Here is a 23,933-nt window from a genome sequence, read left to right as displayed (position 1 = left end):
GGCCCGGGGGTCTTCCGCCGTGTGCGGTCGCCGGTCCGGTCGTCCGGTCCGGTCGTCCGGTCCGGTCGTCCGGTCCGGTCGCTCAGTCCCGCGGGGGCAGGCTGTCGACCAGCACGACCTCGTCCGGAAGGCGTCCGGCGGGCCGGCGTTCGGCCAGCCAGCCGGCGATGGCCAGGGGGTCGAGGCGCGGCTTGCCGGACTCGGCGGAGGCCACCACCGGCCGGGGGTCGTCCGCGTACTCGGGGCGCACCGCCTGCACGGCGTACCGGCCGGTGCCGCGCAACAGGTCCTCCTCGGCCACGGTGGCCCGGAAGCCGTTCGCGGTCAGCAGGTCCTTCACGAGCTGCACCCGGCCCTCGGTCGGGGTGCCCTTCTCGTCGTGGACCTCCATGCTGATCTGCTGGATCAGGGACCAGTGGCGCTCTTCGACGCCCCGCAGGACGTCCAGCTCGGCCCGCTGCACATCGATCTTCAGCAGATCGATGCGCGCCACCGCGGCCTCCTCGATCACCTCGGACAGCGACCGCAGCCGGCAGTGCCGCTCGGTGAGTTCGAAGTCCTTGGCGACCAGGGCCTCCACCTGGGCCAGATGGTCGTCCCGGCCCGTGGCGCCGGTCTCCCGGGTGTTCGCGACGTACTGCTTGATCAGGTCGACCTCGTTGTCCAGGTCCGCGTAGTCGCTGCGGCACGACATGATCGAGATGCCCGGGTAGAAGTTGAAGACGATGTCCTGGTCCCGGTCGGACAGCCCGAAGGGAAGCAGCCGCGCGGCCACGCCGTGCCGCTCGACATTGCTGCGCAGCACGTCGAAGACATCGGGCACCGGCTCGAACGCGAATACGTCGGCGGAGGGGCAGCGGGCACCGACGAAGAGGCTGAACATTCCGATATTCGCACCCACGTCGAAGACGACGGCGTCCTCGCGCAGAGTGATGCCGCCCTGCAAGTAGGATTCGGCGGAGAATATCTCGTCGTAGAGAAAGCGCGTCTCGTGCGGATTGATCTCGGCGAGTTCACTCAGCGGCCCGGTGGGCGAGAGATCATTCGCGTGGTCCCAGCCCTGGACACGCGCAGTGAGCCGGCCCCCGGCCGTGCGCTCCAGCTGTGCACGGGCGACGCCCGGGTACCGCAGAATCAGGTCGCGCACCTCGTCGAGTTCCGTCTTCGGCGCATCCGGCGCAGGGGACCGGTCGGGCTTCGTCACGAGAAATTCCTCCGTCATCGACAATCGGTTTCCGGGGTACGGGGAAGGGGAAACAGTGCGCCGGGACCGCGGGGTCAGGAAGCGACCGCGGACGCGACCGCGGAACCGAGCGGGTTTCGTGCCACCACGAGCCGTTCGGCGCCGCCGAGCGCCGGGTCCTGGTTGAGGATCGCCATCATGCAGTTCTTGACGCTCGGCGAGGGCTCCATTCCGAACTCCTCGACCAGGCGGCTGCGCAGTTGGTTGTAGGTCTGTATGGCTTCGGCCTGACGGCCGAGGCGGTAGAGGCACACCATGAGCAGCTCGAACAGCCGCTCCCGCCAGGGCGCGAGGTAGGCGAGCATCTTCAACTCGCTGACGGCCTGCGCGTATCCGTCGATCGCGATGTCGAGCTGTATCCGCGTCTCGACGGCCGAGAGCCGGTTCTCCTCGAACTGCGCGGCGGCGCTCTGGCAGATCGGGCCACCGGTGACCCCCTCCAGCGGCGCACCGTGCCAGAGCGACAGGGCCCGGTCGAACAGGTCCCTCGCCGCCGCCGGATCGCTCCGTATCAGCGCGCGGGCCTGCTTCGTCAAGGATCCGAAGAGATGTACGTCCACTTCGAGCGGATCGATGTCGAGGACGTAGCTGGAGGGACGGGTGATCAGCCTCCGGCAGACGAACTCGTCACCGAGCTCCGCGCGGAGCACCTTTCGCAGCCGGGCCACCTGGGCCTGTAACGCGTTTCCGGGCTGACTGGGTATTCCCTCCTCCCACAGCTCCTCGAAGAACTGTTCCTTGGTGACCGGCTCCCCCGCCTTCAGGAGCAGCAGCGCGAGCAGTGTGCACTGCCGTGCACCGCGTAAGGCGGTCAGACCGTTCCCGTTCGTTATTCCCACTGAGCCAAGAACCCTGAATGTCACGAATCCCCCCGCGTCCAATCGTCCGTTGACCGTCGGGAAGGGCCGCCACTCGTTGGATGTATATCGAGTATGCCCCTCGCTCAGCCAACTGTGCAGTAGGGCATTTGGCAAAGTCCATTACCCACCCAGTAATTGACGACCCACCGGGCGCGTGATAAACCCATTCTCAGCGGGGTGTGCAAAAAAATAGCCAAGATTGCCTCGGGCCGGCCGGTGCGGCTGAGGGCCCACGTACCATACGGCACGCGGGCCCGGCGGCAACCCGGTGCCGCGCGGCGCCGGACGGTCCGGCGGCGGCGGACCCGGCCGTGACACTCACGCAGCCTGCGGTTCCGTGCCGTTGCGGGCCTCGTCGCTGACCTTCCCGAGGAAGCGCGCCACCTCGCGGTACGAGGCCCATGCGGACACCTCCCAGTACGGAAGGGAGTGCTCCGCGCAGTAGTCGATGACCAACGGCCGTACGTACCGCAGATTGACCCGGGGCATGGCGGGGAAGAGATGATGCTCGATCTGGTAGTTCAGCCCCCCGTACAGGAAGTCGGTCAGCCGGCTGGACCGGATGTTGCGTGACGTCAGTACCTGGCGGTGGAGCCAGTCGAGCTGGACATCGCTGCGGTAGACCACCATGCCCTTGTGGTTCGGGGCGAAGACGGCGCCCAGGTACAGGCCGAACACCGCCTGGTTGACGAGCACGAACACCACACCGGTCAGCGGTGACAGCACGGTGAACACGGCGGTCAGACAGACCACGGCGTGCACCCCGATCAGCCCGAGTTCCAGGACGGGGCGGCGCAGTCCGCCCGCCCGTGCCGCCTTGAAGCCGGACGCGTGCAGCCGCCAGGCCTCCTGCCCCAGCAGCACGAAGAACATCACCGACTGGAAGCGGATGACGAACCGCCGGAAGCCGCTCGTCGCCTTCGCCGGCAGCTCGTCCACGTCGAAGATGACCTGGCGGCGCATCGTGTCCGGGTCGCGGTCGAGGTTGTTGGGGTTGCTGTGGTGCCTGTTGTGGTGGTTGATCCACCAGCCGTACGCGGTGCCCATCAGCAGGTTCATGTGGAAGGCGCCCAGGATCTCTGAGGGCACCTTGGCCTTGCTGATCTGCTTGTGGCCCGTGTCGTGCGCGATGAAGCCGGTCTGGACGAAGGCCAGTCCCAGCGCGACCGCGGTCACCAGCTGCCACCAGGTGTCCCCGAACCAGAACAGGGCCGCCCAGCAGGCCCCGAACAGCACGAGGTTGGAGATTATCTTGAAGGCGAAGTAGTCCTTCCGGGGATCCATCAGCCCGGCCTGCTTGACCAGTTCGGACAGCTCCTCGAAGGAGCCTGTCGGCGAGATGGCCAGAGAGTCCTGTCGGGCGGGCATGAGCGTTCTCCTTCATGTCGAGCCGAATTACCGGGCCGGACGGCGTCGTGGTCAGGCCGCGGTGAACACGAGTACGGCGTTCTGCCCCCCGAATCCGAAGGAGTTGCTCAGGGCGACTCCGATCGGCAGGGCCCGGGGCGCCTTCGCCACGATGTCGACCTCGATGGCGGGGTCGACGCTGTCGAGGTTCGCGGTGGGCGGCACGGTCCCCTGCTCCAGCGCGAGGACGGTGAGCGCCGCTTCGATGGCTCCGGCGGCGCCGAGCGAGTGCCCGGTCACGCCCTTGGACGACGTCACCGCGGGACGTGTACCGAGGACCCGTTTCAGCACCCGGGCCTCGGTGAGGTCGTTGAGCGGGGTCGAGGTGCCGTGCGCGTTCACATGGTCGACCTCGTCCGGGCCCACGCCCGCGTCGCGCAGCGCGGCGCGGATGGCACGTTCGGCGCCGCGCCCCTCAGGTTCGGGGGCGGTGGCGTGATGGGCGTCGGCCGACGCCCCGTACCCGCTCAGCCGGGCCCGTACCCGGGCGCCGCGGGCGCGGGCGTCGGCCTCACGCTCCAGCACCAGCACCCCCGCCCCCTCCGCCGCGACGAATCCGTCCCGGTCGGTGTCGAAGGGGCGGGAGGCCGCGGCCGGATCGTCGCGCCGCTTGGAGAGCGCGCCCATCCGGGCGAAGCCGGTCAGCACCGTCGGGGTCAGGCTCGCCTCGGTGCCTCCCGTGATCACCACGTCGCACGTACCGGAGCGCAGCAGGTCCCGGGCCGTGCCGATGGCCGTGGCGCCCGAGGCGCACGCCGTGGCGGTGACGAGGTTGGGCCCGAGGGCGCCGAACTCCATGGCCACGTAACCGGACACCATGTTGACCGCCGACATCGGCACCAGCATCGGTGAGACGGCCGCCGCTCCCTGCCGGTCGAGGGTGCGGACCTGCTGCTCGAAGGTGGCGGTGCCGCCGAGGGCGTTGCCGAGGACGACGCCGACCCGAGCACCGTCCCAGCCGGCGGGGTCGAGTCCGCTCTCGTGGACGGCCTCCGCCGCGGCGATCAGGGCCAGTTGTACGTACCGGTCGAGCCGCCAGGCCCGCCGCTTGCCGAAGTGGGCCACCGGGTCGAAGTCCGCGGCGCGGCAGCTGAAGTCGACCGGCAGGCCCGCCAGCCCGGGATCGGGGGCGGCGGTCGGTCCGGCGTCCAGGACGCGCGTCCAGTTCTCCGCCACGCCGATGCCCGCGGGGGTCGCCAGGCCGAGACCGGTGACCGCGATGTCACGGGCCCCGGCGCTGTCGCGGCCGGAGATCACAGCACCGCGCTCTTGCTGTCGATCAGCGTGATCAGGTCCTTGACCGACGACTCCGCGCCGACCTCCTCGTCGTCGATCTGGATGTTGAACTCACCACCGGCGACCAGGGCGAATTCGACCAGGGCCAGGGAGTCCAGGTCGAGATCGCGCATCGTGGTGTCCTCGGTGACCTCCTCCGGCTCGACTCCGAACCGGCTGACGAGGACCTCGGTGATCCGGTCGAGAACGCTGGGCATCTCTGTCTCCTTCAACGGTGTACGCACACAGGTGGGACGGGATGGGGCGGAGCGGATGTGGTCGTGCGGTCAGACGGCGTCCAGCTGCGGCCAGCGCAGCGTGGTGGAGCCCCAGGCGAGGCCGCCTCCGAAGGAGGTGAGCACCACCGAGTGGCCTTCGCGCAGGGTGCCGTCGGCCACCGAGTCGGCCAGCAGCAGCGGCACCGACGCCGCGGCGGTGTTGCCGACCCGGTCGATGTTGGACAGGGCCCGGTCCCGGGGCAGACCGATCTGTTCGGTGAGGGCGTCCAGAATGCGGGAGTTGGCCTGGTGGGCGGCGAGCCGGTCGATGTCCCCGACGGTCCAGCCGGCCCGTTCGACGGCCTTGTGGACGGAGCCGGTCATCCGCAGCACGGCCTGCCGGAACACCTGCTTGCCCTGCATGGCGAAGTAGTGGTCGCGGGGTCCGGCCGGTTCACCGCTGCCCCGCTGGCGCGAGCCGCCGCCCGGCACCTCGATCAGATCGGAGAGGTGCCCGTCGGTGCCCAGGTCGAATCCGCCGAGCGCCCCGGGCTCCTCCGGCTCGCCGCGGCGCAGTACGACGGCTCCGGCACCGTCCCCGAAGATCGGGCCGGTGGCGCGGTCCTCGGGGTCGAGCAGCGTCGAGTAGGTGTCCGCGCCGATCACCAGGACGTCGTCCGCCGTGCCGGAGGCGATCAGACCGGCACCGGTCGCCAGCGCGTAGACGAATCCGGCGCAGACGGCCCCGATGTCGAAGGCCGGTATGCCGTCCAGGCCGAGCCGCGCGGCCACCTCGGGGGCGGTCGCCGGGCAGGGGCGGTCCGGAGTGGTGGTGGCGAGGACCACCGCGCCGACGGAGTCCAGCTGCGCCGACTTCAGGGCCCTGGCCCCGGCCTCGACGGCGAGCGAACCGGTGGACATGCCGGGCTCGATCACATGGCGCTGGCGGATGCCGGTACGGGTGCGGATCCACTCGTCCGAGGTGTCGAGCCGGGCGACGAGTTCCTCGTTGGTCACCACCCTGGGCGGCAGCCAGCCGCCGAGCCCGCACAGCACCGCGGCCGGGCCGGCCGGCCGCCCGGCCCCGGCCGGGCCCGTCATATGAGGGCCTCTTCCAGCCCCATGTACTTCAGGCGCTTGGCCTTCATGTCGTCGGACCACTTGTCGGCGGTGTCCTGGCGCTCCTGCGGGGTGGTGTCGATCAGCCGGCGGCCCGGCCAGATCTCGTAGTCGCCCACCACGTCACCGTGGCGGCGCAGCCCCTCCTGGAACCGCTCCTCGCGCCAGTGCACCATGTCGTGGGTGGGGAGTTCCTCCCACATGTCCATGCCGCGGCGGATCAGCTCCACGACCCGGTCCTTGTCCTGCGGGTGGTCGATCAGATGGCGGCGCGCGATGTCCGCCCCGACCGTCAGATGGCGGATCTCGTCGATGCCCGCGCCCTTGTCGATCTCGGCGGCCGCCGGGTCGAGCGGCCGCCACTTGCGCTCGCTCAGTTCGGCCGCGGGGGCGAGGGCGCCCTCCAGGATGATGGTCATCATCACCACGCCGCCGACGAAGTCCCGGTCGTCGCGCATGATTTCCAGGCTGCGCTGCTCCAGCGGCCCCAGCACGCTCTCCTTGTACGGGGAAGCGAAGGTGTCGACCGCCTCGACCAGCCGCTCGGGGGCGACGCCGAGTGCCAGCAGGTGGTTGCGGAAGACCATGGCGTGCCGGCACTCGTCCAGCACCTGGGTGGCGTAGAACTCCATGGTGTCGTTGTCCGGCGCGATCGAGACCAGGTACGACAGCACCCGGGTGGCCTTCTCCTCGGCCAGGGCCCGGAAGGCGTACTCCTGGGTGATGGCCTCGTAGAACGGCCCCTCCAGCATGTGCGGGGCCACCGTGAGGGCGGGGTCGTGCCCGTCGGGGCGGCCGCGCAGGGTGCCCTGCGGCACGGCCTGCAGCCAGTAGCGGAGGTTGCAGTCCGCCGCGGTGAGCTCCAGGTCCATGGCTCCTTCGAGGAGCCCGGGGGCCTTGTCCCAGTCCGCCTCGGCGGGAATCGGCGTGGTCATGTGGTTTCCTCCTCGATCCGGATGTGACCGGGGTGAAGATGCCCGGCGAAGTACAGCAGTGGAGCCCGGTCGCTCTCGGCCGCGCAGGCCGTCACGGTGGCCAGCACCACCATGTGGTCCCCGGCCGGGACGCGTTCGTGGACCCGGCAGTGCAGCCAGCTGAGGGCGGACCGCAGCCGGGGCACACCGTCCTCGCCCGGTGTCCACTGCACCCCCTGGAACTGGGCGCGCCCCGGACTCCGGGAGCGGCTGGCGAAGTGCCGGGCCAGCGCGGCCTGGTGGGCGGCGAGCACATTGACGGTGAAGACGCCCTGCTGCGTGATGCGCGGGAGCAGTGAGCTGTCGTTCTGCAGGCAGACGGAGATCAGCGGCGGTTCGTGGGAGACGAAGGAGAACGCGCTGACGGTGCTGCCGTGCACCGCGTCCCCGCTGCCCACGGTCACCACCGACACTCCGGTGGGGAACCTCCGGGCGGCGCTCCACACCGTGGTCTCGACGACCGGCCGTCGCGCCGTGCCGATCGGCGAGGTCATGAGGTGGCGGACTGATGGGCCGGGGCGGGGGCGGCTGCCGGGTTCCGTCCGGCCCCCGGCTCCACGGCCGCTTCCAGCGCGGTGAACTTCGGGTGGACGACCGGCTCGAAGCTGAGGCCGAACGGCTTCAGGAAGTTGCCGAACAGGGCCCGGTCCCCGCACAGGTGGATGGGGAGGGCGAGCAGTGCCCACTCGTTGCCGACCAGCAGGATCCACAGCAGCGCGACGGCGCCCTGGGTCGCCATGCTGTGCATGGTGTTGTACAGCACGTAGTACGTCTTCGGGATCCGCTTGGTCTTGCTGCGGTGGAAGGCGATGGCGCCGGGGATGTAGCCGATCAGGTCGATGTAGACGAAGAGCAGGGCGAAGGCCCACCAGCGGATGTCGCCCAGGTGCTGGAAGAAGAAGTAGAAGCTGACGCCGAGGGCGAAGAGGTATTCGAGCCGGATCAGCCGGTAGGTGGTCTTGGTGTCGAAGCGGTTGAGCGCATCCATCAGGCACCTCCTGGGGCGGAGAGCGAGGGGGCCGGCTCCGGACCGGAGCCGGGCAGGTCGGTGAGCGCCTCGCCGCCCTCCAGCACCGTGATGGCGCCGAAGAGCCCTTCGAGTACGGAGCAGATGGCCCGCTTGATCACGCGCTCGGCGATGGGGTCCATGATTCCGACGAGGCTCTCGATGCCGAAGTCGTAGGTGACCTCGAAGCGGACCTCGATGCCGGCGCCGGCCGGGGTCAGCTGCCAGCTGCCCCGGAACTCCTCGAAGTCGCCGTCGGTCTGGTCGAATTCGATCCTCATCCGCTCCGGATCGACGGTCTCCGCCTCGTTCCAGCGCATGATTCCGCGCCGGAAGTTCACCTCCCAGTCGCTGTCGCGCGGCGCGTCCGGGGTGGCGGGCGGATGGGTCTCCACGACGTGGATGTCCTCCGCGATGTCCGCGAAGCGGGTGAAGTCCGCGATGGTCCCGAAGGCCGCCGAGGGGTTCTCGGCGTCCAGGGCCACCAGGAGATGAATGCTTCTCACGGTGATACCGCTCCAGTTTTCGGGGGGGGGTCGGTCTGACGGTCCGGGGGTCAGGCGAGGACGGCGAGGGCGGCCTTCTCGAAGGCGTCGAGGAGGAACTGCACGTCGTCCTGGCTCAGCACCGCCGGTGGCGTCAGCCGCATGACGGTGGAGGAGTTCAGCGAGTGGTTGGCGAGGACACCGGCGCCGATCAGTTCCAGGAGCAGGTCGCCCGCCAGTCCCGGCACGGTGAACTCCAGGCCGATGAGCAGGCCCGCTCCGCGCACCTCCAGCAGCCGGTGGCCCAGCACCCTGCGGGCGATCCGCTCCAGCTCGGTCAGCAGCAGCTGCCCCAGCTCGGCGGACCGCTCCACCAGGGAGTCCTCCTTGATGGCGGCGAGCGCGCCGCGGGCCGCGGCCATCGCCAGCGGGTTGCCGGAGAAGGTCGAGGTGTGGATGAACGGGTCCTTGTCGAAGGGCCGGAACACCTGGGGGGTCGCCACCAGCGCGGAGACCGGCACCACGCCGCCGGCCAGTCCCTTGCCCACCAGGAGGATGTCCGGCACCACGCCCTCCCGGTCGGCGCCCCACCAGGTGCCGAGGCGGCCGAGCCCGGTCTGGATCTCGTCGAGCACGAACAGCGCGTCGTACTCGCGGCAGAGCCGTGCGATGTCCCGCAGGTAGCCGTCGGGCGGCACGATCACACCGGCCTCGCCCTGCACCGGTTCGACGATGACGCAGCCCTCACCGGGGTGGCGTGCCAGTTCGGCCTCCAGGGCGGCCGCGTCGCCGTACGGGACGTGCGAGACCTGGGGCAGCAGCGGCCGGAACGGCTCCTGGAAGACGTCCTTCGCGGTGAGGCTGAGGGCGCCCATGGTCTTGCCGTGGTAGCCGAGGTTCATGGAGATCAGATGGGTGCGGCCCTGGGCGCGCGCCAGCTTGATGGCGCCTTCCACGGCCTCCGCGCCGGAGCTCGCGAAGTGCACCTTCTGCAGTCCGGCGGGGACGACGTCGATCAGCGCCTCGGCCGCGTCGACGACGGCGGGTTCGAGGAGCAGCCGGGTGGCGACCGGGTTGGTGTTGAGCTGCCGGGTCACCTCGGCGACGACCCGGGGGTGCCGGGCGCCCATCAGGAAGACCCCGTAGCCGCCGCAGTTGAGGATGCGGCTCCCGGAGGCGGTGTGGATCCAGGGGCCCTCGGCGGCGACCTCCACATCGCCGCCGAACATCTCGCCGAGCGAGGCGCGGCCCTTGCTCAGGTAGCGGCGGTAGCGGGTGACGAGGTCGGCGTACGGGTCCGTGGCGGGCGCCGGTGCGGTGCCGGTGTGCGTGGTGGTCATCGTGGTCGCTCCCGTTGTCATGCCACAACCAGCGGCTGGCCCGCGTAGTAGTCGAGGAGGCCGTCGACGGTGCTGGTGCGCGACGGCGGGTGGAAGGCGATCGCGTGGGTCGCCGCGGCGAGGTACGCGATCTCGGAGGAGGAGATGAAGGCCATGCCGCCGAGCATCTCCACGGCCTGTGCGGTGATCTCGGCGATCAGCTTCTGCACGCCGAACCGGGTGACCAGGGCGGCCGCGAGCCCGTCGTTGTCGGTGTCGCCGTCCATGACGCGCCGGGCCAGTCCCTCGGTGAGCGCGGCCGCGGTCTCGATGCCGACGGCGAGCGCGCCGCGGTCGGAACCGGAGCCGCGTCCGCGCTGCAGCACCCGCTCGACCAGGGAGCTGGCCATGCCGGTGTACGCCGCGCACACGATCATCTGGAACCAGATCAGCCCGACCTCCTGGAGCTCGCTGAGCTCCTCGGCCAGCTCGGCGGGCGGCTGCAGGATCTGCCGGTCGGTCACGAACACGTCGTTCAGGCGTACTTCGTTGCTCTCGGTGCCCAGCAGCGCGCTGGTCTTCCAGAAGGGGTGCACGCTGATGCCGGGGGTGTCGGCGGGCAGGATCAGGAAGCCCATGTCGACCGAGCCGTCCGGCCGGCGCATTCCGACGCTCGCGGTGATCAGGTCCATGGACTTCGACAGGCTGCACGGCTTCTTGGAGCCGGTCAGCAGGTACCCGCCGTCCACCGGCCGGGCCTCCATGGTGGGGCTGAGGATGCCCTGTTCGGTGCGGCCCTCGGCGAAGGCCGAGGCCACCAGCAGGCGTTCCTGGGAGACCCGCTTCAGCAGCAGGTCGTCGAGGTCGGTGCCGTCCGCGAAGGTGTCGGCGACGCCGAAGAGCGTGCCGACCGAGAAGTGGTGCATGGCGGTCGCCACGGCGAGCGAGGGGGCCGCGGCGCCCAGGGCGCGCACCACCCGGGCCGCCTGCAGCGCGGTGGCGTCCGCCCCGCCGAACGCGGCGGGCACCAGCAGGTTGGACCCTCCGTGGTCGCGGAAGATTCCCACGGCGGGGCTGTTGTCGGACTCCAGCTCGGCGAAGGGGACTTCGGCCAGCCGGTCCAGCAGACCGGGCAGCAATGCCTCACAGGATTCGCGGTCTGCTTGCATGAACTGCATTACTGCTCCTCAGAGTTGTGTTCCGGAGTGACGTCCGCCAGCGGCCCCGGGCGGGCGCCGGCGAGCTCGGCGTATGCCCCGAACACCGCCTCGCGCGGCCGTACCCCCGTGGCGCGCGAGACGCCCTGCAGATGGGTGGTGCGCAGCATCGGGTAGTTGGCCTCGCCGAAGGCGCCGCCGGTGCGTCCGGTGCCGCCGTGCGTCGGCAGATAGGGCAGGAAGCCGATGTGCGAGTCGTTGACCTTGAGCAGGCCGCCGTTGGACACCTCGGCCACGAAGCGGTCGGCGACCGCTTCGTCCCCGGTCCACAGCGAGTTGCGGAGCCCGTAGGGGTTGCTGTTGACGTAGGCGAGCATCCGGTCGAGCAGTTCGTCGTCGTCGGCGGCCTCGGGCACGATGACCGGCAGCAGCGGGAAGAACGTCTCCTCGGCGACCGCCTCGATGTCCCGGCAGTGGTCGAGGCCGTCCACCCGCAGGATGGTCGGTTCGAGGAAGAGGCCGGTGTCGGAGGGCGTTCCGTCGGTCTCCATCCGCCGGGCGCCGTGGACCAGGGTGGCGCCCTTGTCCAGCGCGTCCTGGACGTAGGCGTAGAAGCGCTCGCTGCGCAGGACCGGGGAGAGCAGCGCACCGGGGTCCTCGGGCAGTCCCGGACGGATCAGTGACGCGGTCAGCCGCAGCCGTTCCAGCAGCTGTTCGGCCACGGCGGGGTGCACGATCACCTGGTTGGGGACCATGCAGATCTGCCCCGAGCCGAAGAAGCACTCGACGAGGGCCTCGCAGGCGGCCTCGATGTCGGCATCGCGCCAGATCAGCACGGCGTCGTTGCCGGCGAGTTCGAGGATGGGCTTCTTGCCGTGCGCGACGCAGTTGCGCTCCAGCTCCAGGCCGGTGGCCACGCCTCCGGTGTAGAAGATGTCGTTGATGTACGGGCTCTCCAGCCAGCTCTTGATGGCGGGCCCGGGGCGGGAGCAGAAGACGTTGAGCGTGCCGGGGGGCGCGCCGATGTCGTCGAGCGCCGGGGCCACCAGTTCACGCATCGCGTACATGACGCCGAGCGGCGCGCTGCGGGGGGCCCGCACGACGACGGCGTTGCCGGCGATCAGCGGGGTGATGCCGAACAGGGCGCTGCTGGCGGGCGCGTTCTGCGGCGGGTTGACGGCGACCACACCGTCCGCCACGCGCCGTACGGTCATCCGCCGGTTGCCGTGCTCGATGCTCTGCTCCATCTGCCGGGCGCACCAGCCGAGGGTCTCGTCGCTGAAGATCTCCAGCAGTCCGGCCACCTGCCATTCGGCCAGCGCCCGCGGGTTGCCTTCGGCGATGAGCAGATCGACGAACTCCAGGTGGCGTTCCAGGAGCCGTTCGCGGATTCCCCGGCCCAGCAGCAGGCGCTGTTCCAGCGGAAACCGTGCCCATACCGGAGCTGCCTCGGCCGCTTTGCGGGATGCTTCTTCGACCGTTTCGTCGTCGGCCAGCGCGCAGCGTCCGACGACAAAGTCCGCCGCGTCCGCGGGATCGGCTTTACCACGCTCAAGTTTCCGTTTGAGTGTCAGGCTCTTGAAGACGTCGTCAAGAATGGACGATGTCTTCACCGTGTAGACGTGTCTTCCTGCTGGCACCTCATGTCCGGCGATATACGAGTCGTAGCTGAGGAACACGGGTCGGGACGGCCGCGAACCACTCATGGCGACTTGTCCGAAGGTCCCGGTGGGAGATTCCACGATTCGATGTCTTCCTTCCGAGGTGCTGGGCGTTCGACACTGCGGAGACAAAAGCTGCGGATACACGGAAGTGGCCGGAAGTTGCGCGACTCGGCACGTCGGCGATTCTGGCAGGGGGCACTGATACGGCCCTGACGGTCGACTGACCCACCCGGATGCCGGACGGGGGCGCGGCATCGCGGGCCCGGACCGGGAAGCCCAAGACCGGAAACAGGAAGCCCAAGATCGGAAAGCCGGGGGCCGGCAGGACCGCGGCGGGCGCGCCCGGGGCCAGGAAGTCCGGAATTCAATAGTCCGGTTCCTTGTCGCCGAACTCCGTTTATTTACGTGGAGGTCAGCAACACGACAGACGACGGACAAACAGCCCCTGCCGCCACAGGCGAATCATTCCGGCCAAAGTTTATTACAGCTCACGGCCGGGCCCGGAACCGCGAAGTCGACCTGCTTACGATGGGTAAATGCGCGGACACACGATGCCCAGCGGTCACACGAAGCCCCATCGAATCGGCCCCTTGCTCCGGGAGTGGCGCCACCGCCGCAATCTGAGCCAATTGGCGCTCGCCCTGCTGGCCGAGACGTCCAGCCGCCACCTGAGCTTCATAGAGACCGGGCGGGCCAGGCCCAGTCGCGAACTGCTCCTGAGACTCTGCGACCAGTTGGACGTGCCCGTACGCCAGCGCAACCGCCTGATGATGGCCGCCGGTTACGCGCCGGCCTATGAGGAGACACCGATCGGCGAGTCGCACATGAGCCGGGCCAATGAGGCCGTCGAACGGCTCCTCACCGGCCACGAGCCGTATCCCGCCCTGGTCTTCGACACCGCCTCGGACCTGTTCCGGGCCAACCGGTCGGCGATGGCGCTGCTGGACGGTGTGGCCGAGGAGCTGCTGCTGGCGCCGGTCAACGTCGTGCGGCTCGGGCTGCATCCGCAGGGCATGGCGCGGCGGATCACCAACTTCTCGGAATGGCGCCGGAATCTGCTCTCCCGGCTGCACCGCGACGCCGCGTTCACCGACGACGAGCGGCTCCACCGCCTGTACGACGAGGTCTGCGCCTACCGGTACCCGCCGGGCCTGCTGGAGACGGAACCGATCTCCCCGGACTTCTCGGACATCCACCAGGTCGCGATGCCGCTGCACATCCGTGCGCTCGGGACCGAGCTGAGATTCTTCAGTGCCGTGACCACCTTCGTGGCGCCCGTCGACATCACGCTGGCCGAGCTGACCATCGAGACGTTCTACCCGGCCGACACGCACACCGCGGGCACGCTCCACTCCCACCACTGGAACAACCACCTGCGCGCCGCGGTGCCGGAGGGCTCCCCGCTGCTGCCGACCGCCCGTTGAGCGCGCACACCCGCCGCCGGATCGCGGGTGCGCGCGGACGGGCTCAGGCGGTTTCCCCGGCGGTCTTCTTCGGCAGCAGTTGAACGGCGACGACGAGGAGCAGCGCGAGGGCGGTCAGATACACCAGCCCCGCGTCCAGCCCGTCCGCCGCGCTCGCCGGGGCGGCACCGGTCCTGCCGTAGTAGATGATGCCGATGAGTGCGACCCCCAGCGCGTTGCCCACCTGCATCATCGTGGTCAGGACGCCGGAGGCGGCACCGGCCAGACGGGGCGGAATACCCGCCAGGACCGTCGAGTTGAGCGGTGCCATCACCATCCCCATCCCCGCTCCGTCGAGCAGCAGCGCCGGGGCGAGCAGCCAGATGTTCCCCTCGACCCCGATGCGGGAGACCGTGAGGAAGAGCAGCAGCTGGCCGACCGCGATCAGCACCCCGCCCAGGGCCAGGGCCTGCCGTCCCAGCCACGCCCCGAGCCGCCGCCCGGAGACGGACGTGACGAAGAACCCGGCGCCCATGACGGTGAAGGTGAGACCGGAGTCCAGCGCGTCGAGCCCGCGGCCCTGCTGCAGGTACAGCGCGAGGACGAGGAAGAACGAGGCCATCCCCGAGTAGAAGACGATCACCGCGAACAGTCCGACGGTGAAGGCCCGCTGGCGGAAGAGCCCCGGGTCCAGCAGGGGGGAGCCGCCGTTCGACGACAGCCTCCGCTGGTGCAGCACGAACGCCCCGAGGAACGGCACGGCGAGGATCAGGCACGCCCAGGTCCAGGCCGGCCAGCCCGCCTCCCGGCCTTCGACCAGCGGCAGCACCACGGCCACCAGGCCCACCGTGACCAGCAGCATCCCGGGGATGTCGAGCCGGGTGGCGCCCTGCGCGCGTGACTCCGTGATCAGCCTGGGGGTGAGCAGCAGCGCCGCGACCCCGATCGGCACATTGATCAGGAAGCAGCTGCGCCAGCCCAGACCGGCGACATCGGCCTGGATCAGCGCCCCGCCTATCAGCTGGCCGCCGACCGAGGCCGAGGCGAGGACCAGGCCGTACGCCGTGAACGCCCGGACGCGGGAGGCACCGGTGTAGGTGACCCCGAGGATGGTCAGCACCTGCGGGGAGAGCACCGCGGCCCCGATGCCCTGGGCGACCCGGGCGAGCACCAGCACGGAGGTGTTCGGCGCGATCCCGCACAGCAGCGAGGCCGCCGTGAACAGCAGCAGCCCGATGACATAGAGACGGCGCCGGCCGAAGATGTCGCCCAGCCGCCCCGCCGTGATCAGACCGCAGGCGTACGCCAGACCGTATCCGGCCACGATCAGCTGGACCTGGGCCGTGCTCGCGCCGAGCTCGCTCTGCACCGCGGGGATCGCGACGTTCACGATGAAGAAGTCGAGGACGACCATGAAGGTGCCGGCCAGGATCACCGGCAGTGCCAGGGAGCCGGGCCGGCCGTCGGCGACCCGGCCCGGTCTCGTCGTTGTGGTGTGGACGTCGGTCACAGCGTTCTTCTCCACGCTCGAACCAGTACGAATCCGCTCACCCTCCGCGCGCGGTGTCGGCGGTGTCGATTACCTGGCAGGTAATTGTCCGGGCCCCCGCCCGCTGCCTAGCGTCGAGCGGTACGGACGCGGGGCGGGACCGGCGGCAGAGTCCCCGCCCGTCGCGGCACAAGCGCGGGAGGGGCAGATGGTCCAGGAGAACGCGGGGCTCGGCGCCGATTGGTTCCACACCGGCCGGGCACGGCCCGACGCGGCGTGCCGGCTCTATGTCTTCCACCACGCGGGCGGATCGGCCGCGACGTACGCGCGCTGGGCGCAGATGCTGCCCGCCGACGTGGAGGTCGCCGCGGTCCAGCTGCCCGGTCGGCAGAACCGGCGTTCCACGCCCGCGTTCACCGATCTGGACACCCTCGTCGAGGCCGTGTACGAGGCCCTGGAGGACGACCTCGACGGGCGCCGCTTCGCGTTCTTCGGGCACAGCATGGGCGCGCTGATCGCGTACCGGCTGACCCTCGCCCTGCAGAAGGACGGCGCCCCCGCTCCGGCGCTGCTCGCGGTGTCGGCGTGGGAGGGGAGCGCGCACCGGCCGAGCCCGGTCCCCGTCGCGCACCTCTCCGACGAGGAGTTCCTCGCCCGGGTCGGGGAGTTCGGAGGTCTGCCGCCGGAGGTCACCGGCAACCGCGAGCTGCTCGATCTCGTGCTCCCGACGCTGCGCGCCGATTTCACCGTGGTCAACGGCTATACGGACGACGGGGCGCGGGTCGGCTGCCCGGTCGTGGCCTACGGCGGGGCCTCGGACCCCCTCCTGGGCGGGGGCGCCATGGGTGCCTGGGCCGACCGGGCGGACGCGTTCCAGGGGCTCAGCGAACTTCCGGGCGGTCACTTCTACCTCTACGAGCAGGCCATGGCGCTGGCCGCGGACCTGTCACGCCGGCTGCGGCGCAGCGCGGCGGGCCCGCAACGGGGCTGACACCGGAAATCCGGGCCGGCACCGGAAACCCGGTCCGGCACCGGAAACCCGGTCCGGCACCGGAAACCCGGTCCGGCACCGGAAACCCGGTCCGGCACCGGGAAGCCGGGCTGCCACCGCAGACCCTGGGCCGGCACCGGAGGCCCGGACTGCCACCGAAACCCCGGCCGCACTGGAAGCCCCGGCCGGCACCGGAAAGCCGGGCCGCCACCGCAGACCCGAGCTGACACCGCAGACCCGAGCCGACACCGGAAACCGGGGCTGTCATCGGCCCCGGCGTCCGGCGTCCGGCGTCAGTGGATCTTGCTGGTCCGCCCCGCCCAGAACCGGTCCCGCAGCTCGCGGCGGAGCACCTTGCCGGTCGCATTGCGGGGCAGGCCGTCCAGGAAGTCGTACCGGACCGGGATCTTGAAGTCGGCGATCCGCCCCTTCAGGGACAGCATCAGTTCCCTCGGGGTCGCGCGCATGCCCTCGCGCAGCACCACACAGGCGTGCACCGCCTCGCCCCAGCGGGGGTGCGGAGCCCCGATGACCGCCACCTCGGCGACCGCGGGGTGCCGGCCGAGCGCCTCCTCCACCTCGCCGGGGTAGACGTTCTCCCCCGCGACGATGATCGTGTCCTTGATCCGGTCGCAGAGGTAGAGGTAGCCGTCCTCGTCGAGATAGCCGGCGTCGCCCATCCGCAGCCAGCCGTCCGTCAGGGTCTGCGCGCTGGCCTCCGGCAGGTTCCAGTAGCCGAGCATGACCGCGGGCGAGCGCACCCACACCTCGCCCATCTCACCGGTGGCGCAGGTCCTGCCGTCGGCGACGATCCGTATCTCCACCCCCGGGCAGGCCCGTCCGGCGGCGCGCAGCCGCGGGCTGCCCGGTGTGTGATCGGGCATCGGCAGCAGCGCCACGGCGTTGCCCGTCTCGGTGGCGGCGTACGCCTGCACCAGGTCGGCCTCCAGCACGTCGAGGGAGCGGACCAGCAGCTCCTCGGCGATCGGTGAACCTCCGTAGACCGCCTTGCGCAGCGTCGCGAAGGTCTCCTTGGACGCGGCGGGCTCGGCCAGCATCATCTGGAGCATGGCGGGGGCGACGAAGGTGGTGGTGACACCCGCGTCCCTGATCAGCGCCACCGCTTCCTGGGCGACGAACATCCGCATGATCACGTTCGTCACACCCGCGGTGAAGCCCTGCATGGACCAGGAGAGCCCGGCGATGTGCAGTCCCGGCAGCCCGATCAGATTCCTGTCGCCGGGTTTCCAGTCCACCCAGTCGAGACCGTGCTCGTCCATCGCGCGGCCCAGCGCGAAGAAGCTCCGGTGCGGCAGGACCACGCCCTTGGGCGGCCCGGTGGTGCCGCTCGTGTACATCTGGGCGACGGGCTGGGCGGGATCGGGGCGGTAGCCGGTGCCGGTGTCCGGGAAGCCGGATTTCCAGTCCAGGAAGCCCGCGCCGCGCGGCCCTCCCGCGTCCATGGCGACGACGCTCTTCAGCTCCGGCAGTTCCGCCCCGATCCGCTCGGCGGTGGCCCGGTACTCCTCCTCGACGAAGAGGAGCCTGGCGCAGGAGTCCCGCAGCTGGTGCTCGACCTCGCTCTCGGTGAGCCGCCAGTTGACCGGGACCAGGACGGTTCCGCTCTTGGCGCAGGCGAAGGCGATCTCGTAGTAGTACTGCGACTCCATGCCGAGGAACGCGACCCGGTCGCCGGGAGCGAGCCCGGCGGCGAGCAGGGCGTGTGCCGCGCGGTTGCTCTCGCGGTCGAGTTCGGCGTACGTCACCTCGGTGCCGAGGTGGATCATGGCGATGTGATCGGGCCGGACGGCGGCGTGGTGTCCGGGGATGGCGGCAAGGGTCTCGGGCGTGGCCTCGTCCATGGTCTCTCCATCAACAGGTCCGGCTGGTCCGGAGGTCGGTACGGCCCGGCCGTGTGCGGCGCGGGGTTCAGTCCGAGGTCAGCCGCTGCTCGGCGAACTCGGCCAGGGAACGTGCGCTGGGGTGGTCCATGACCTCGGACACCGTGGTCCGGCGGCCCAGGGCGGTGCCCAGCCGTCCGCTGAGCCGGGCGGCGGCCAGCGAGTCGAGGCCCAGGTCGAGGAAGTGCGCGCCGGGCTCGATCTCCGCGGGGTCGTCGAACTGCAGCTCGGAGGCCATCAGCGCACGGATGTGTCCGGTGAGGGCGGCGAGGCGTTCGTCCTGGCCCATGGAGAGCAGCCGTCCGGTGTCCAGCTCCACCGGGTCGGTGGCGGCGGACCCGGCGGCGGACCCGGCCGGGGCACCTCCCACCGGGCCGCCCTCGGCTCCGTTCAGCGGCCCGCCCGTCGACGTCCTGGGCGAGGGGCGGCGGGGGTCGGCCGACCGGAGCCAGTACTCCTGGCGGTCGAACGCGTAGCCCGGCAGCACCACCCGGCGCATCCGCCGCTCCGCGTGGAAGCCGGTCCAGGACACCGGGTATCCGGCCGCGTACAGCTTGGCCACCGACGACAGCAGTGCCAGATCGTCCTGTTGGGCGGGGCGCAGGCTGGCCAGCCAGGTGTCGCCCGGGGCGTCGAGGTTCTCCCGGGCCAGCGAGGACAGCGTGGCGGACGGCCCGATCTCGATGAACGCGTGCCGGCCGCGCCGGGCCACGGTCCGCATGCCGGCCGCGAAGTCCACCGGTTCGGCGATGTGCCGTACCCAGTAGTCGGGTTTGGAGATGTCCCGCCACCGGGCCACCTGGCCCGTGAGGTTGGAGATCAGGGTGAACTCGGGTTCGTGGAAGGTGATGCCGTCGAAGGCCGCGCGGAACTCCTCGGTGACCGCGCCCATCAGCGGCGAGTGGAAGGCGTGCGAGACGGGCAGCCGCTTGACCCGCACCCCCCGGGCGGGCAGCTCGGCGGTCGCCGCGTCCAGCGAGGCGGCACCTCCCGAAATGACGCACTGCGACGGCGCGTTGTACGCGGCCACGGCGAGGTCGTCGTACGGCGCCACCAGGGCGTCCGCCGTCTCCGCGTCGACGCCGACGGCCGCCATGCCGCCGGGCGCGGTGACCGAGTCCATCAGCCGGGCCCGGACCGCGACCAGCCGGACCGCGTCGGCCGCGGTGAAGAGCCCGGCGACGGCCGCGGCGACCACCTCGCCGATGCTGTGCCCGATGACGGCGGAGGGACGCACCCCCCAGGACAGCCAGAGCCGCGCCAGGGCGTACTCCAGGACGAACAGGGCCGGCTGGGTGTACCGGGTGCGGTGCAGCTCGTCGGAGTCGTCGGTGCGACCGAACATCAACTCCCGGATGGAGCGGCCCAGATGCGGGGCGAACAGCGCGTCCAGCTCGTCGACGGTCCGGCGGAAGAGCGGGTGCCGCTCGTACAGGGCGAGGCCCATGCCGGGGCGCTGCGCGCCCTGCCCGGTGAACAGGAAGACGGCCTTGCGGACGGCCTCCGGCCTGGCCGTCGCGGACCCGGCCGCGGCCGCCGACCGGGCGGCCCGGTCGGCGAGCAGCGCGGAGAGCCCGGCGTGGTCGCGGACGACCCCGGCGATCCGGTGGTCGAAGTGGGCCCGCCCGGTGCTGCCCGTGTAGCAGATGGCGTCGACCGGCAGATCGGGGCGGTCGGTCAGCAGCCGCTGGTAGCGCTCGATCTGCAGGGCGAGCGAGCGGGCCGACTTGGCGGACAGCGTGAAGACCTGGCCCCCGGGCTCGCCGGCCTCCCCGGCCGGCGCGTCCCGCTCGGGAGCGCGGTCGTCCGCGCCGGACGGCGCCTCTTCGAGTACGGCGGAGGCCAACGTGCCCGCGAAGCCGAAGGAGTTGACCATCGCGCGCCGGGTGCCGGCCTTCCAGGGGCGGGTCTCGGTGGGGATCTCGACCGGGGAGACCTCCCAGGGGATGCGGGTCGAGGGCGTGTCGAAGTTGAGATGCGGGAAGATCTCGCCGCTGCGCAGCTGGGCAACGGCCTTGATGACGCCGCCGATCCCCGCCGCCGGTTCCATGTGCCCGATGTTGGTCTTGGCCGAGGCGACGATCACCGGGTCGTTCCTGCTGTGCGAGTCGGCGAAGACCTCGCTGATCGCGCCGATCTCGATCGGGTCCCCGAGCGGGGTTCCGGTGCCGTGCGCCTCCACGTACTGGATGTCGCCGGGCCCCAGCCGGGCGCTGCCGAGCGCCCGCCGCAGCAGGGTCTCCTGCGCGGCGCCGTTGGGCACGGTGAGCCCGGCGCTCTCGCCGTCCTGCCCGACGGCACTGCCCCGGACGAGCGCCAGGACGGTGTCGCCGTCGCGCCGGGCGTCCGACAGCCGCTTCAGCACGATCATGCCGCAGCCCTCGGCCCGGCCGTAGCCGTCGGCGGAATCGTCGAAGGTCTTGCACCGGCCGTCGGGCGAGAGCGCGCTCAGGTCGGAGAAGAGCGCGGTGCTGCGGGGGTGGTGGATGGCGTTGACCCCGCCGGCCAGGGCGATGTCGCACTCGCGGCGGCGCAGCCCCTGGACCGCGAGGTGGAGTGCGACGAGGGAGGCGGAACAGGCGGTGTCCACGGTGATGGAGGGGCCGCGCCAGCCGAGGAAGTACGAGAGCCTGCCGCAGATGCCCGAGTGCGAGACGCCGGCCGCGATCCGGCCGTCCAGTTCGTCGTCGCGGAGTTCGTCCATCTCCATCACGTAGTCGAGGGAGCTGGCCCCCACGTAGATGCCGCCGTTGCCGTGCCGCAGCGCCGTCGGGTCGATCCCGGCGTGTTCGAGGGACTCCCACGCGGTCTCCAGCACCAGCCGCTGCTGCGGGTCCAGGCAGTGCGCCTCGGCGGGGGCCGTCTTGAAGAACTTGGGGTCGAACCGTTCGAGCCCGTCGAGGAATCCGCCGCCCGTGGTCCGGATGACGCCGCGGCCCTCGCCGGACGCGAAGGCCTCGACGTCCCAGCGGTCCTTCGGGAGCGGGCCGATGGCGCTTCGCCCCTCGCGCAGGAACTCGGTGAATTCCTCCAGGGAGTTGTTCCCGCCGGGGAAGCGCAGGCCGACACCCACGATCGCGATCGGCTCGTACTTCTCCTGCAGCAGCTCCTTCAGGAGCTCGCGCTGTCTGCGGAGGTCTTCGTGGGCCTGCTTCAGGGCGCGGTCGGTGGTCGTCGCGTCGTCCGGATCTGCCATGTCTCCTACCCCTGGTAGAGGTTCTTGAGGGCTTCGTCGACCAGGTCGTCCGCCGTGGGGTCGGCGGGGCCGGTGGCAGCGGCGGACGCGGGCCCATCGGCGGGCGCGGACCCGCTCGCGGGCCCGGACGCGCTCGCGGGGCGGAACAGACCGGGGAGCAGCTCGTCGCAGATGTGGTCCATCAGCTGGCCCACGGTGGGGCTGTTGAACAGCAGGCTCGCACTGAGTTCGTGCCCGATCATCGACTCCAGGCTCTGCTTCAGATCGGTGATCGTCAGCGAGGTGAGCCCCAGGTCGAAATAGCTTTCGTCCAGGGGGAGTTCGTCGTCGTCCTCCATGAGGAGCACGATCTTGAACTCGGCGACGACGAGATCCTCCAACGCCTGCCGCCGCTCGGACCGGGGCAGATCGAGCAGGTCGTCCACCACTGTGGCGGCGCCCGCCGTTCCGGGCCCCGAAGGGCGTTCGTCCACCGCACTCACTGCCATCGCCTCCGCCACGTCGCGCCTCCGCAAGAGCCCCCGTACCGCGTTCCGTGGGTGCCTGCTCCATTCCAGTCGACGAGCACGAGAGCAGTCCAGCGCCGTCGGAGCGGTGGTACGGGCATGTGCGCCCGGCGTCAGCGGCATGTCAGCGCGGTGTCGGCGGGCACGGCGAAGGCCCGCACGGAAGGAGCTTCCGTGCGGGCCCTCGGGGCCGGGCGGTCGAGAGGATCAGTGGTTGCGCGGGAAGCCCAGGTCCACGCCCGCCGGGGCGTCGGCCGGGTCCGGCCAGCGGGTGGTGACGACCTTGCCGCGGGTGTAGAAGTGCACGCCGTCGTTGCCGTAGATGTGGTGGTCGCCGAAGAGGGAGTCCTTCCAGCCACCGAAGGAGTGGTAGCCGACGGGCACCGGGATCGGCACGTTGACGCCGACCATGCCGGCCTCGATCTCCAGCTGGAAGCGGCGGGCGGCGCCGCCGTCGCGGGTGAAGATCGCGGTGCCGTTGCCGAACGGCGAGGCGTTCATGAGGGCGACGCCCTCCTCGTACGTCTCGGTGCGCAGGACGCACAGGACCGGGCCGAAGATCTCGTCCCTGTACGCGTCGGAGTCGGTGGACACGTGGTCGAGGAGGGAGAGGCCGATCCAGTGGCCGTCCTCGAAGCCCTCGACCGTGTAACCGGTGCCGTCGAGGACGACGTCGGCGCCCTGGGCGGCCGCGCCCGTGACGTAGGAGGCGACCTTGTCGCGGTGGGCGGCGGTGATCAGCGGGCCCATCTCGGACACGGGGTCGTTGCCGGGGCCGATCTTGATCTTCTCGGCGCGCTCCTTGATCTTGGCGACGAGCTCGTCCGCGACGGAACCCACCGCGACGACCGCGGAGATCGCCATGCAGCGCTCACCGGCGGAGCCGTACGCGGCGGAGACGGCGGCGTCGGCCGCGGCGTCGAGGTCCGCGTCCGGCAGCACCAGCATGTGGTTCTTCGCGCCGCCGAGCGCCTGGACGCGCTTGCCGTTGGCGGACGCGGTGGCGTGGATGTAGCGGGCGATCGGGGTGGAGCCGACGAAGGAGACCGCGGCCACGTCGGGGTGGTTCAGCAGCCCGTCGACGGCGACCTTGTCACCGTGCAGGACGTTCAGCACGCCGTCCGGCAGACCGGCCTCGGCGGCCAGCTCGGCCAGCAGGTTGGCGGCCGACGGGTCCTTCTCGCTGGGCTTGAGCACAAAGGTGTTCCCACAGGCGATGGCGAGCGGGAACATCCACATCGGCACCATGGCCGGGAAGTTGAACGGGGTGATACCGGCGACGACACCGAGCGACTGGCGGATCGAGGAGACGTCGACCCGGCTGGAGACCTGGGTGGACAGCTCGCCCTTGAGCTGGGTGGTGATGCCGCAGGCCAGCTCGACGATCTCCAGACCGCGGGCGACCTCGCCCAGCGCGTCCGAGTGCACCTTGCCGTGCTCGGCGGTGATCAGTGCGGCGATCTCGTCGCGGTGGGCGTCCAGCAGCGCGCGGTAGCGGAAAAGGACCGCGGTGCGGGCGGCCAGCGAGGACGTGCCCCAGGTGGCGTAGGCGTCCTTGGCGGCGGCCACCGCGGCGTCGACCTCTTCGAGGGAGGCGAGCGCGACCTGCGTGGTGACGGCGCCGGTGGCCGGGTCGGTGACCGGGCCGTAGTTGCCCGACGCGCCCTCGACGGTCTTGCCACCGATCCAGTGGTTGACGGTCTTCATGACAGAACTCCTT

At 70.8% G+C, this 23,933-nt stretch carries 20 protein-coding genes; 2 read left to right on the top strand and 18 right to left on the bottom strand.

What is annotated here, in order from left to right:
* Positions 1-82 precede the first annotated feature (82 nt).
* From ACFVT1_RS26160 to ACFVT1_RS26100, 13 genes are all read right to left on the bottom strand, one after another.
* Positions 83-1,204: an FkbM family methyltransferase gene (locus ACFVT1_RS26160; protein WP_389799686.1), complete on the bottom strand. Its 1,122-nt coding sequence runs from the start codon at positions 1,202-1,204 to the stop codon at positions 83-85.
* Positions 1,205-1,278: 74 nt separating this feature from the next.
* Complete coding sequence (locus ACFVT1_RS26155) at positions 1,279-2,082, bottom strand: BTAD domain-containing putative transcriptional regulator (RefSeq protein WP_389799684.1); 804 nt, start codon at positions 2,080-2,082, stop codon at positions 1,279-1,281.
* 339 nt (positions 2,083-2,421) lie between these two features.
* Entirely contained in the window at positions 2,422-3,471 is a 1,050-nt protein-coding gene (locus tag ACFVT1_RS26150) for a fatty acid desaturase family protein (protein ID WP_389799681.1), read from the bottom strand.
* 51 nt (positions 3,472-3,522) lie between these two features.
* Positions 3,523-4,767, bottom strand: a complete 1,245-nt coding sequence (locus ACFVT1_RS26145; protein WP_389799680.1) for a beta-ketoacyl-[acyl-carrier-protein] synthase family protein — start codon at positions 4,765-4,767, stop codon at positions 3,523-3,525.
* Complete coding sequence (locus ACFVT1_RS26140) at positions 4,764-5,003, bottom strand: phosphopantetheine-binding protein (protein ID WP_389799678.1); 240 nt, start codon at positions 5,001-5,003, stop codon at positions 4,764-4,766. The genes ACFVT1_RS26145 and ACFVT1_RS26140 overlap by 4 nt, the downstream gene beginning before the upstream one ends.
* A gap of 69 nt (positions 5,004-5,072) precedes the next feature.
* Positions 5,073-6,104, bottom strand: coding sequence for a beta-ketoacyl-ACP synthase III (locus ACFVT1_RS26135; RefSeq protein ID WP_389799676.1), 1,032 nt, complete (start codon positions 6,102-6,104; stop codon positions 5,073-5,075).
* Positions 6,101-7,057, bottom strand: a complete 957-nt coding sequence (locus ACFVT1_RS26130; protein WP_389799673.1) for a VlmB-like protein — start codon at positions 7,055-7,057, stop codon at positions 6,101-6,103. The genes ACFVT1_RS26135 and ACFVT1_RS26130 overlap by 4 nt, the downstream gene beginning before the upstream one ends.
* Complete coding sequence (locus ACFVT1_RS26125; RefSeq protein WP_389799671.1) at positions 7,054-7,590, bottom strand: flavin reductase family protein; 537 nt, start codon at positions 7,588-7,590, stop codon at positions 7,054-7,056. Before ACFVT1_RS26125 ends, ACFVT1_RS26130 begins: the two co-directional genes overlap by 4 nt.
* Positions 7,587-8,084, bottom strand: coding sequence for a hypothetical protein (locus ACFVT1_RS26120; protein ID WP_389799669.1), 498 nt, complete (start codon positions 8,082-8,084; stop codon positions 7,587-7,589). The genes ACFVT1_RS26125 and ACFVT1_RS26120 overlap by 4 nt, the downstream gene beginning before the upstream one ends.
* Positions 8,084-8,608 carry a type II toxin-antitoxin system RatA family toxin gene (locus ACFVT1_RS26115; RefSeq protein ID WP_389799668.1) on the bottom strand — a complete coding sequence of 175 codons (525 nt, stop codon included), beginning with the start codon at positions 8,606-8,608 and terminating at the stop codon, positions 8,084-8,086. Before ACFVT1_RS26115 ends, ACFVT1_RS26120 begins: the two co-directional genes overlap by 1 nt.
* A gap of 50 nt (positions 8,609-8,658) precedes the next feature.
* Entirely contained in the window at positions 8,659-9,927 is a 1,269-nt protein-coding gene (locus ACFVT1_RS26110; protein WP_389799666.1) for an aspartate aminotransferase family protein, read from the bottom strand.
* A gap of 17 nt (positions 9,928-9,944) precedes the next feature.
* Positions 9,945-11,084: an acyl-CoA dehydrogenase gene (locus ACFVT1_RS26105; RefSeq protein WP_389799664.1), complete on the bottom strand. Its 1,140-nt coding sequence runs from the start codon at positions 11,082-11,084 to the stop codon at positions 9,945-9,947.
* On the bottom strand, positions 11,084-12,805 hold the full coding sequence (locus ACFVT1_RS26100; RefSeq protein WP_389799662.1) for an aldehyde dehydrogenase family protein: 1,722 nt from the start codon (positions 12,803-12,805) through the stop codon (positions 11,084-11,086). The genes ACFVT1_RS26105 and ACFVT1_RS26100 overlap by 1 nt, the downstream gene beginning before the upstream one ends.
* Positions 12,806-13,263: 458 nt before the next feature.
* Between ACFVT1_RS26100 and ACFVT1_RS26095 the strand changes: the two genes are divergently transcribed.
* Positions 13,264-14,151 carry a helix-turn-helix domain-containing protein gene (locus ACFVT1_RS26095; RefSeq protein ID WP_389799659.1) on the top strand — a complete coding sequence of 296 codons (888 nt, stop codon included), beginning with the start codon at positions 13,264-13,266 and terminating at the stop codon, positions 14,149-14,151.
* A gap of 43 nt (positions 14,152-14,194) precedes the next feature.
* Here the strand turns inward: ACFVT1_RS26095 and ACFVT1_RS26090 are convergent, their stop codons facing one another.
* Positions 14,195-15,655 carry an MFS transporter gene (locus tag ACFVT1_RS26090; RefSeq protein WP_389799656.1) on the bottom strand — a complete coding sequence of 487 codons (1,461 nt, stop codon included), beginning with the start codon at positions 15,653-15,655 and terminating at the stop codon, positions 14,195-14,197.
* 172 nt (positions 15,656-15,827) lie between these two features.
* Between ACFVT1_RS26090 and ACFVT1_RS26085 the strand changes: the two genes are divergently transcribed.
* A complete protein-coding gene (locus tag ACFVT1_RS26085; RefSeq protein ID WP_389799654.1) occupies positions 15,828-16,610 on the top strand; it encodes a thioesterase II family protein in 783 nt (260 codons plus the stop codon).
* Between the two features lie 293 nt (positions 16,611-16,903).
* Here the strand turns inward: ACFVT1_RS26085 and ACFVT1_RS26080 are convergent, their stop codons facing one another.
* The 4 genes from ACFVT1_RS26080 to mmsA form a co-directional block, all read right to left on the bottom strand.
* Positions 16,904-18,472, bottom strand: a complete 1,569-nt coding sequence (locus ACFVT1_RS26080) for a long-chain-fatty-acid--CoA ligase (RefSeq protein WP_389799651.1) — start codon at positions 18,470-18,472, stop codon at positions 16,904-16,906.
* A gap of 67 nt (positions 18,473-18,539) precedes the next feature.
* On the bottom strand, positions 18,540-21,707 hold the full coding sequence (locus tag ACFVT1_RS26075; protein ID WP_389799649.1) for a type I polyketide synthase: 3,168 nt from the start codon (positions 21,705-21,707) through the stop codon (positions 18,540-18,542).
* Between the two features lie 5 nt (positions 21,708-21,712).
* On the bottom strand, positions 21,713-22,207 hold the full coding sequence (locus ACFVT1_RS26070) for an acyl carrier protein (protein ID WP_389799646.1): 495 nt from the start codon (positions 22,205-22,207) through the stop codon (positions 21,713-21,715).
* 213 nt (positions 22,208-22,420) lie between these two features.
* Positions 22,421-23,920, bottom strand: a complete 1,500-nt coding sequence (gene mmsA / locus ACFVT1_RS26065) for a CoA-acylating methylmalonate-semialdehyde dehydrogenase (RefSeq protein WP_389799643.1) — start codon at positions 23,918-23,920, stop codon at positions 22,421-22,423.
* Positions 23,921-23,933: the final 13 nt, after the last annotated feature.

The organism is Streptomyces sp. NPDC057963 (assembly GCF_042887155.1).
In the GTDB taxonomy this organism is placed as follows: Bacteria; Actinomycetota; Actinomycetes; order Streptomycetales; family Streptomycetaceae; genus Streptomyces.
Note: the sequence above shows the minus strand (reverse complement) of the source record. Positions and strands in the feature narration are given on the sequence as shown.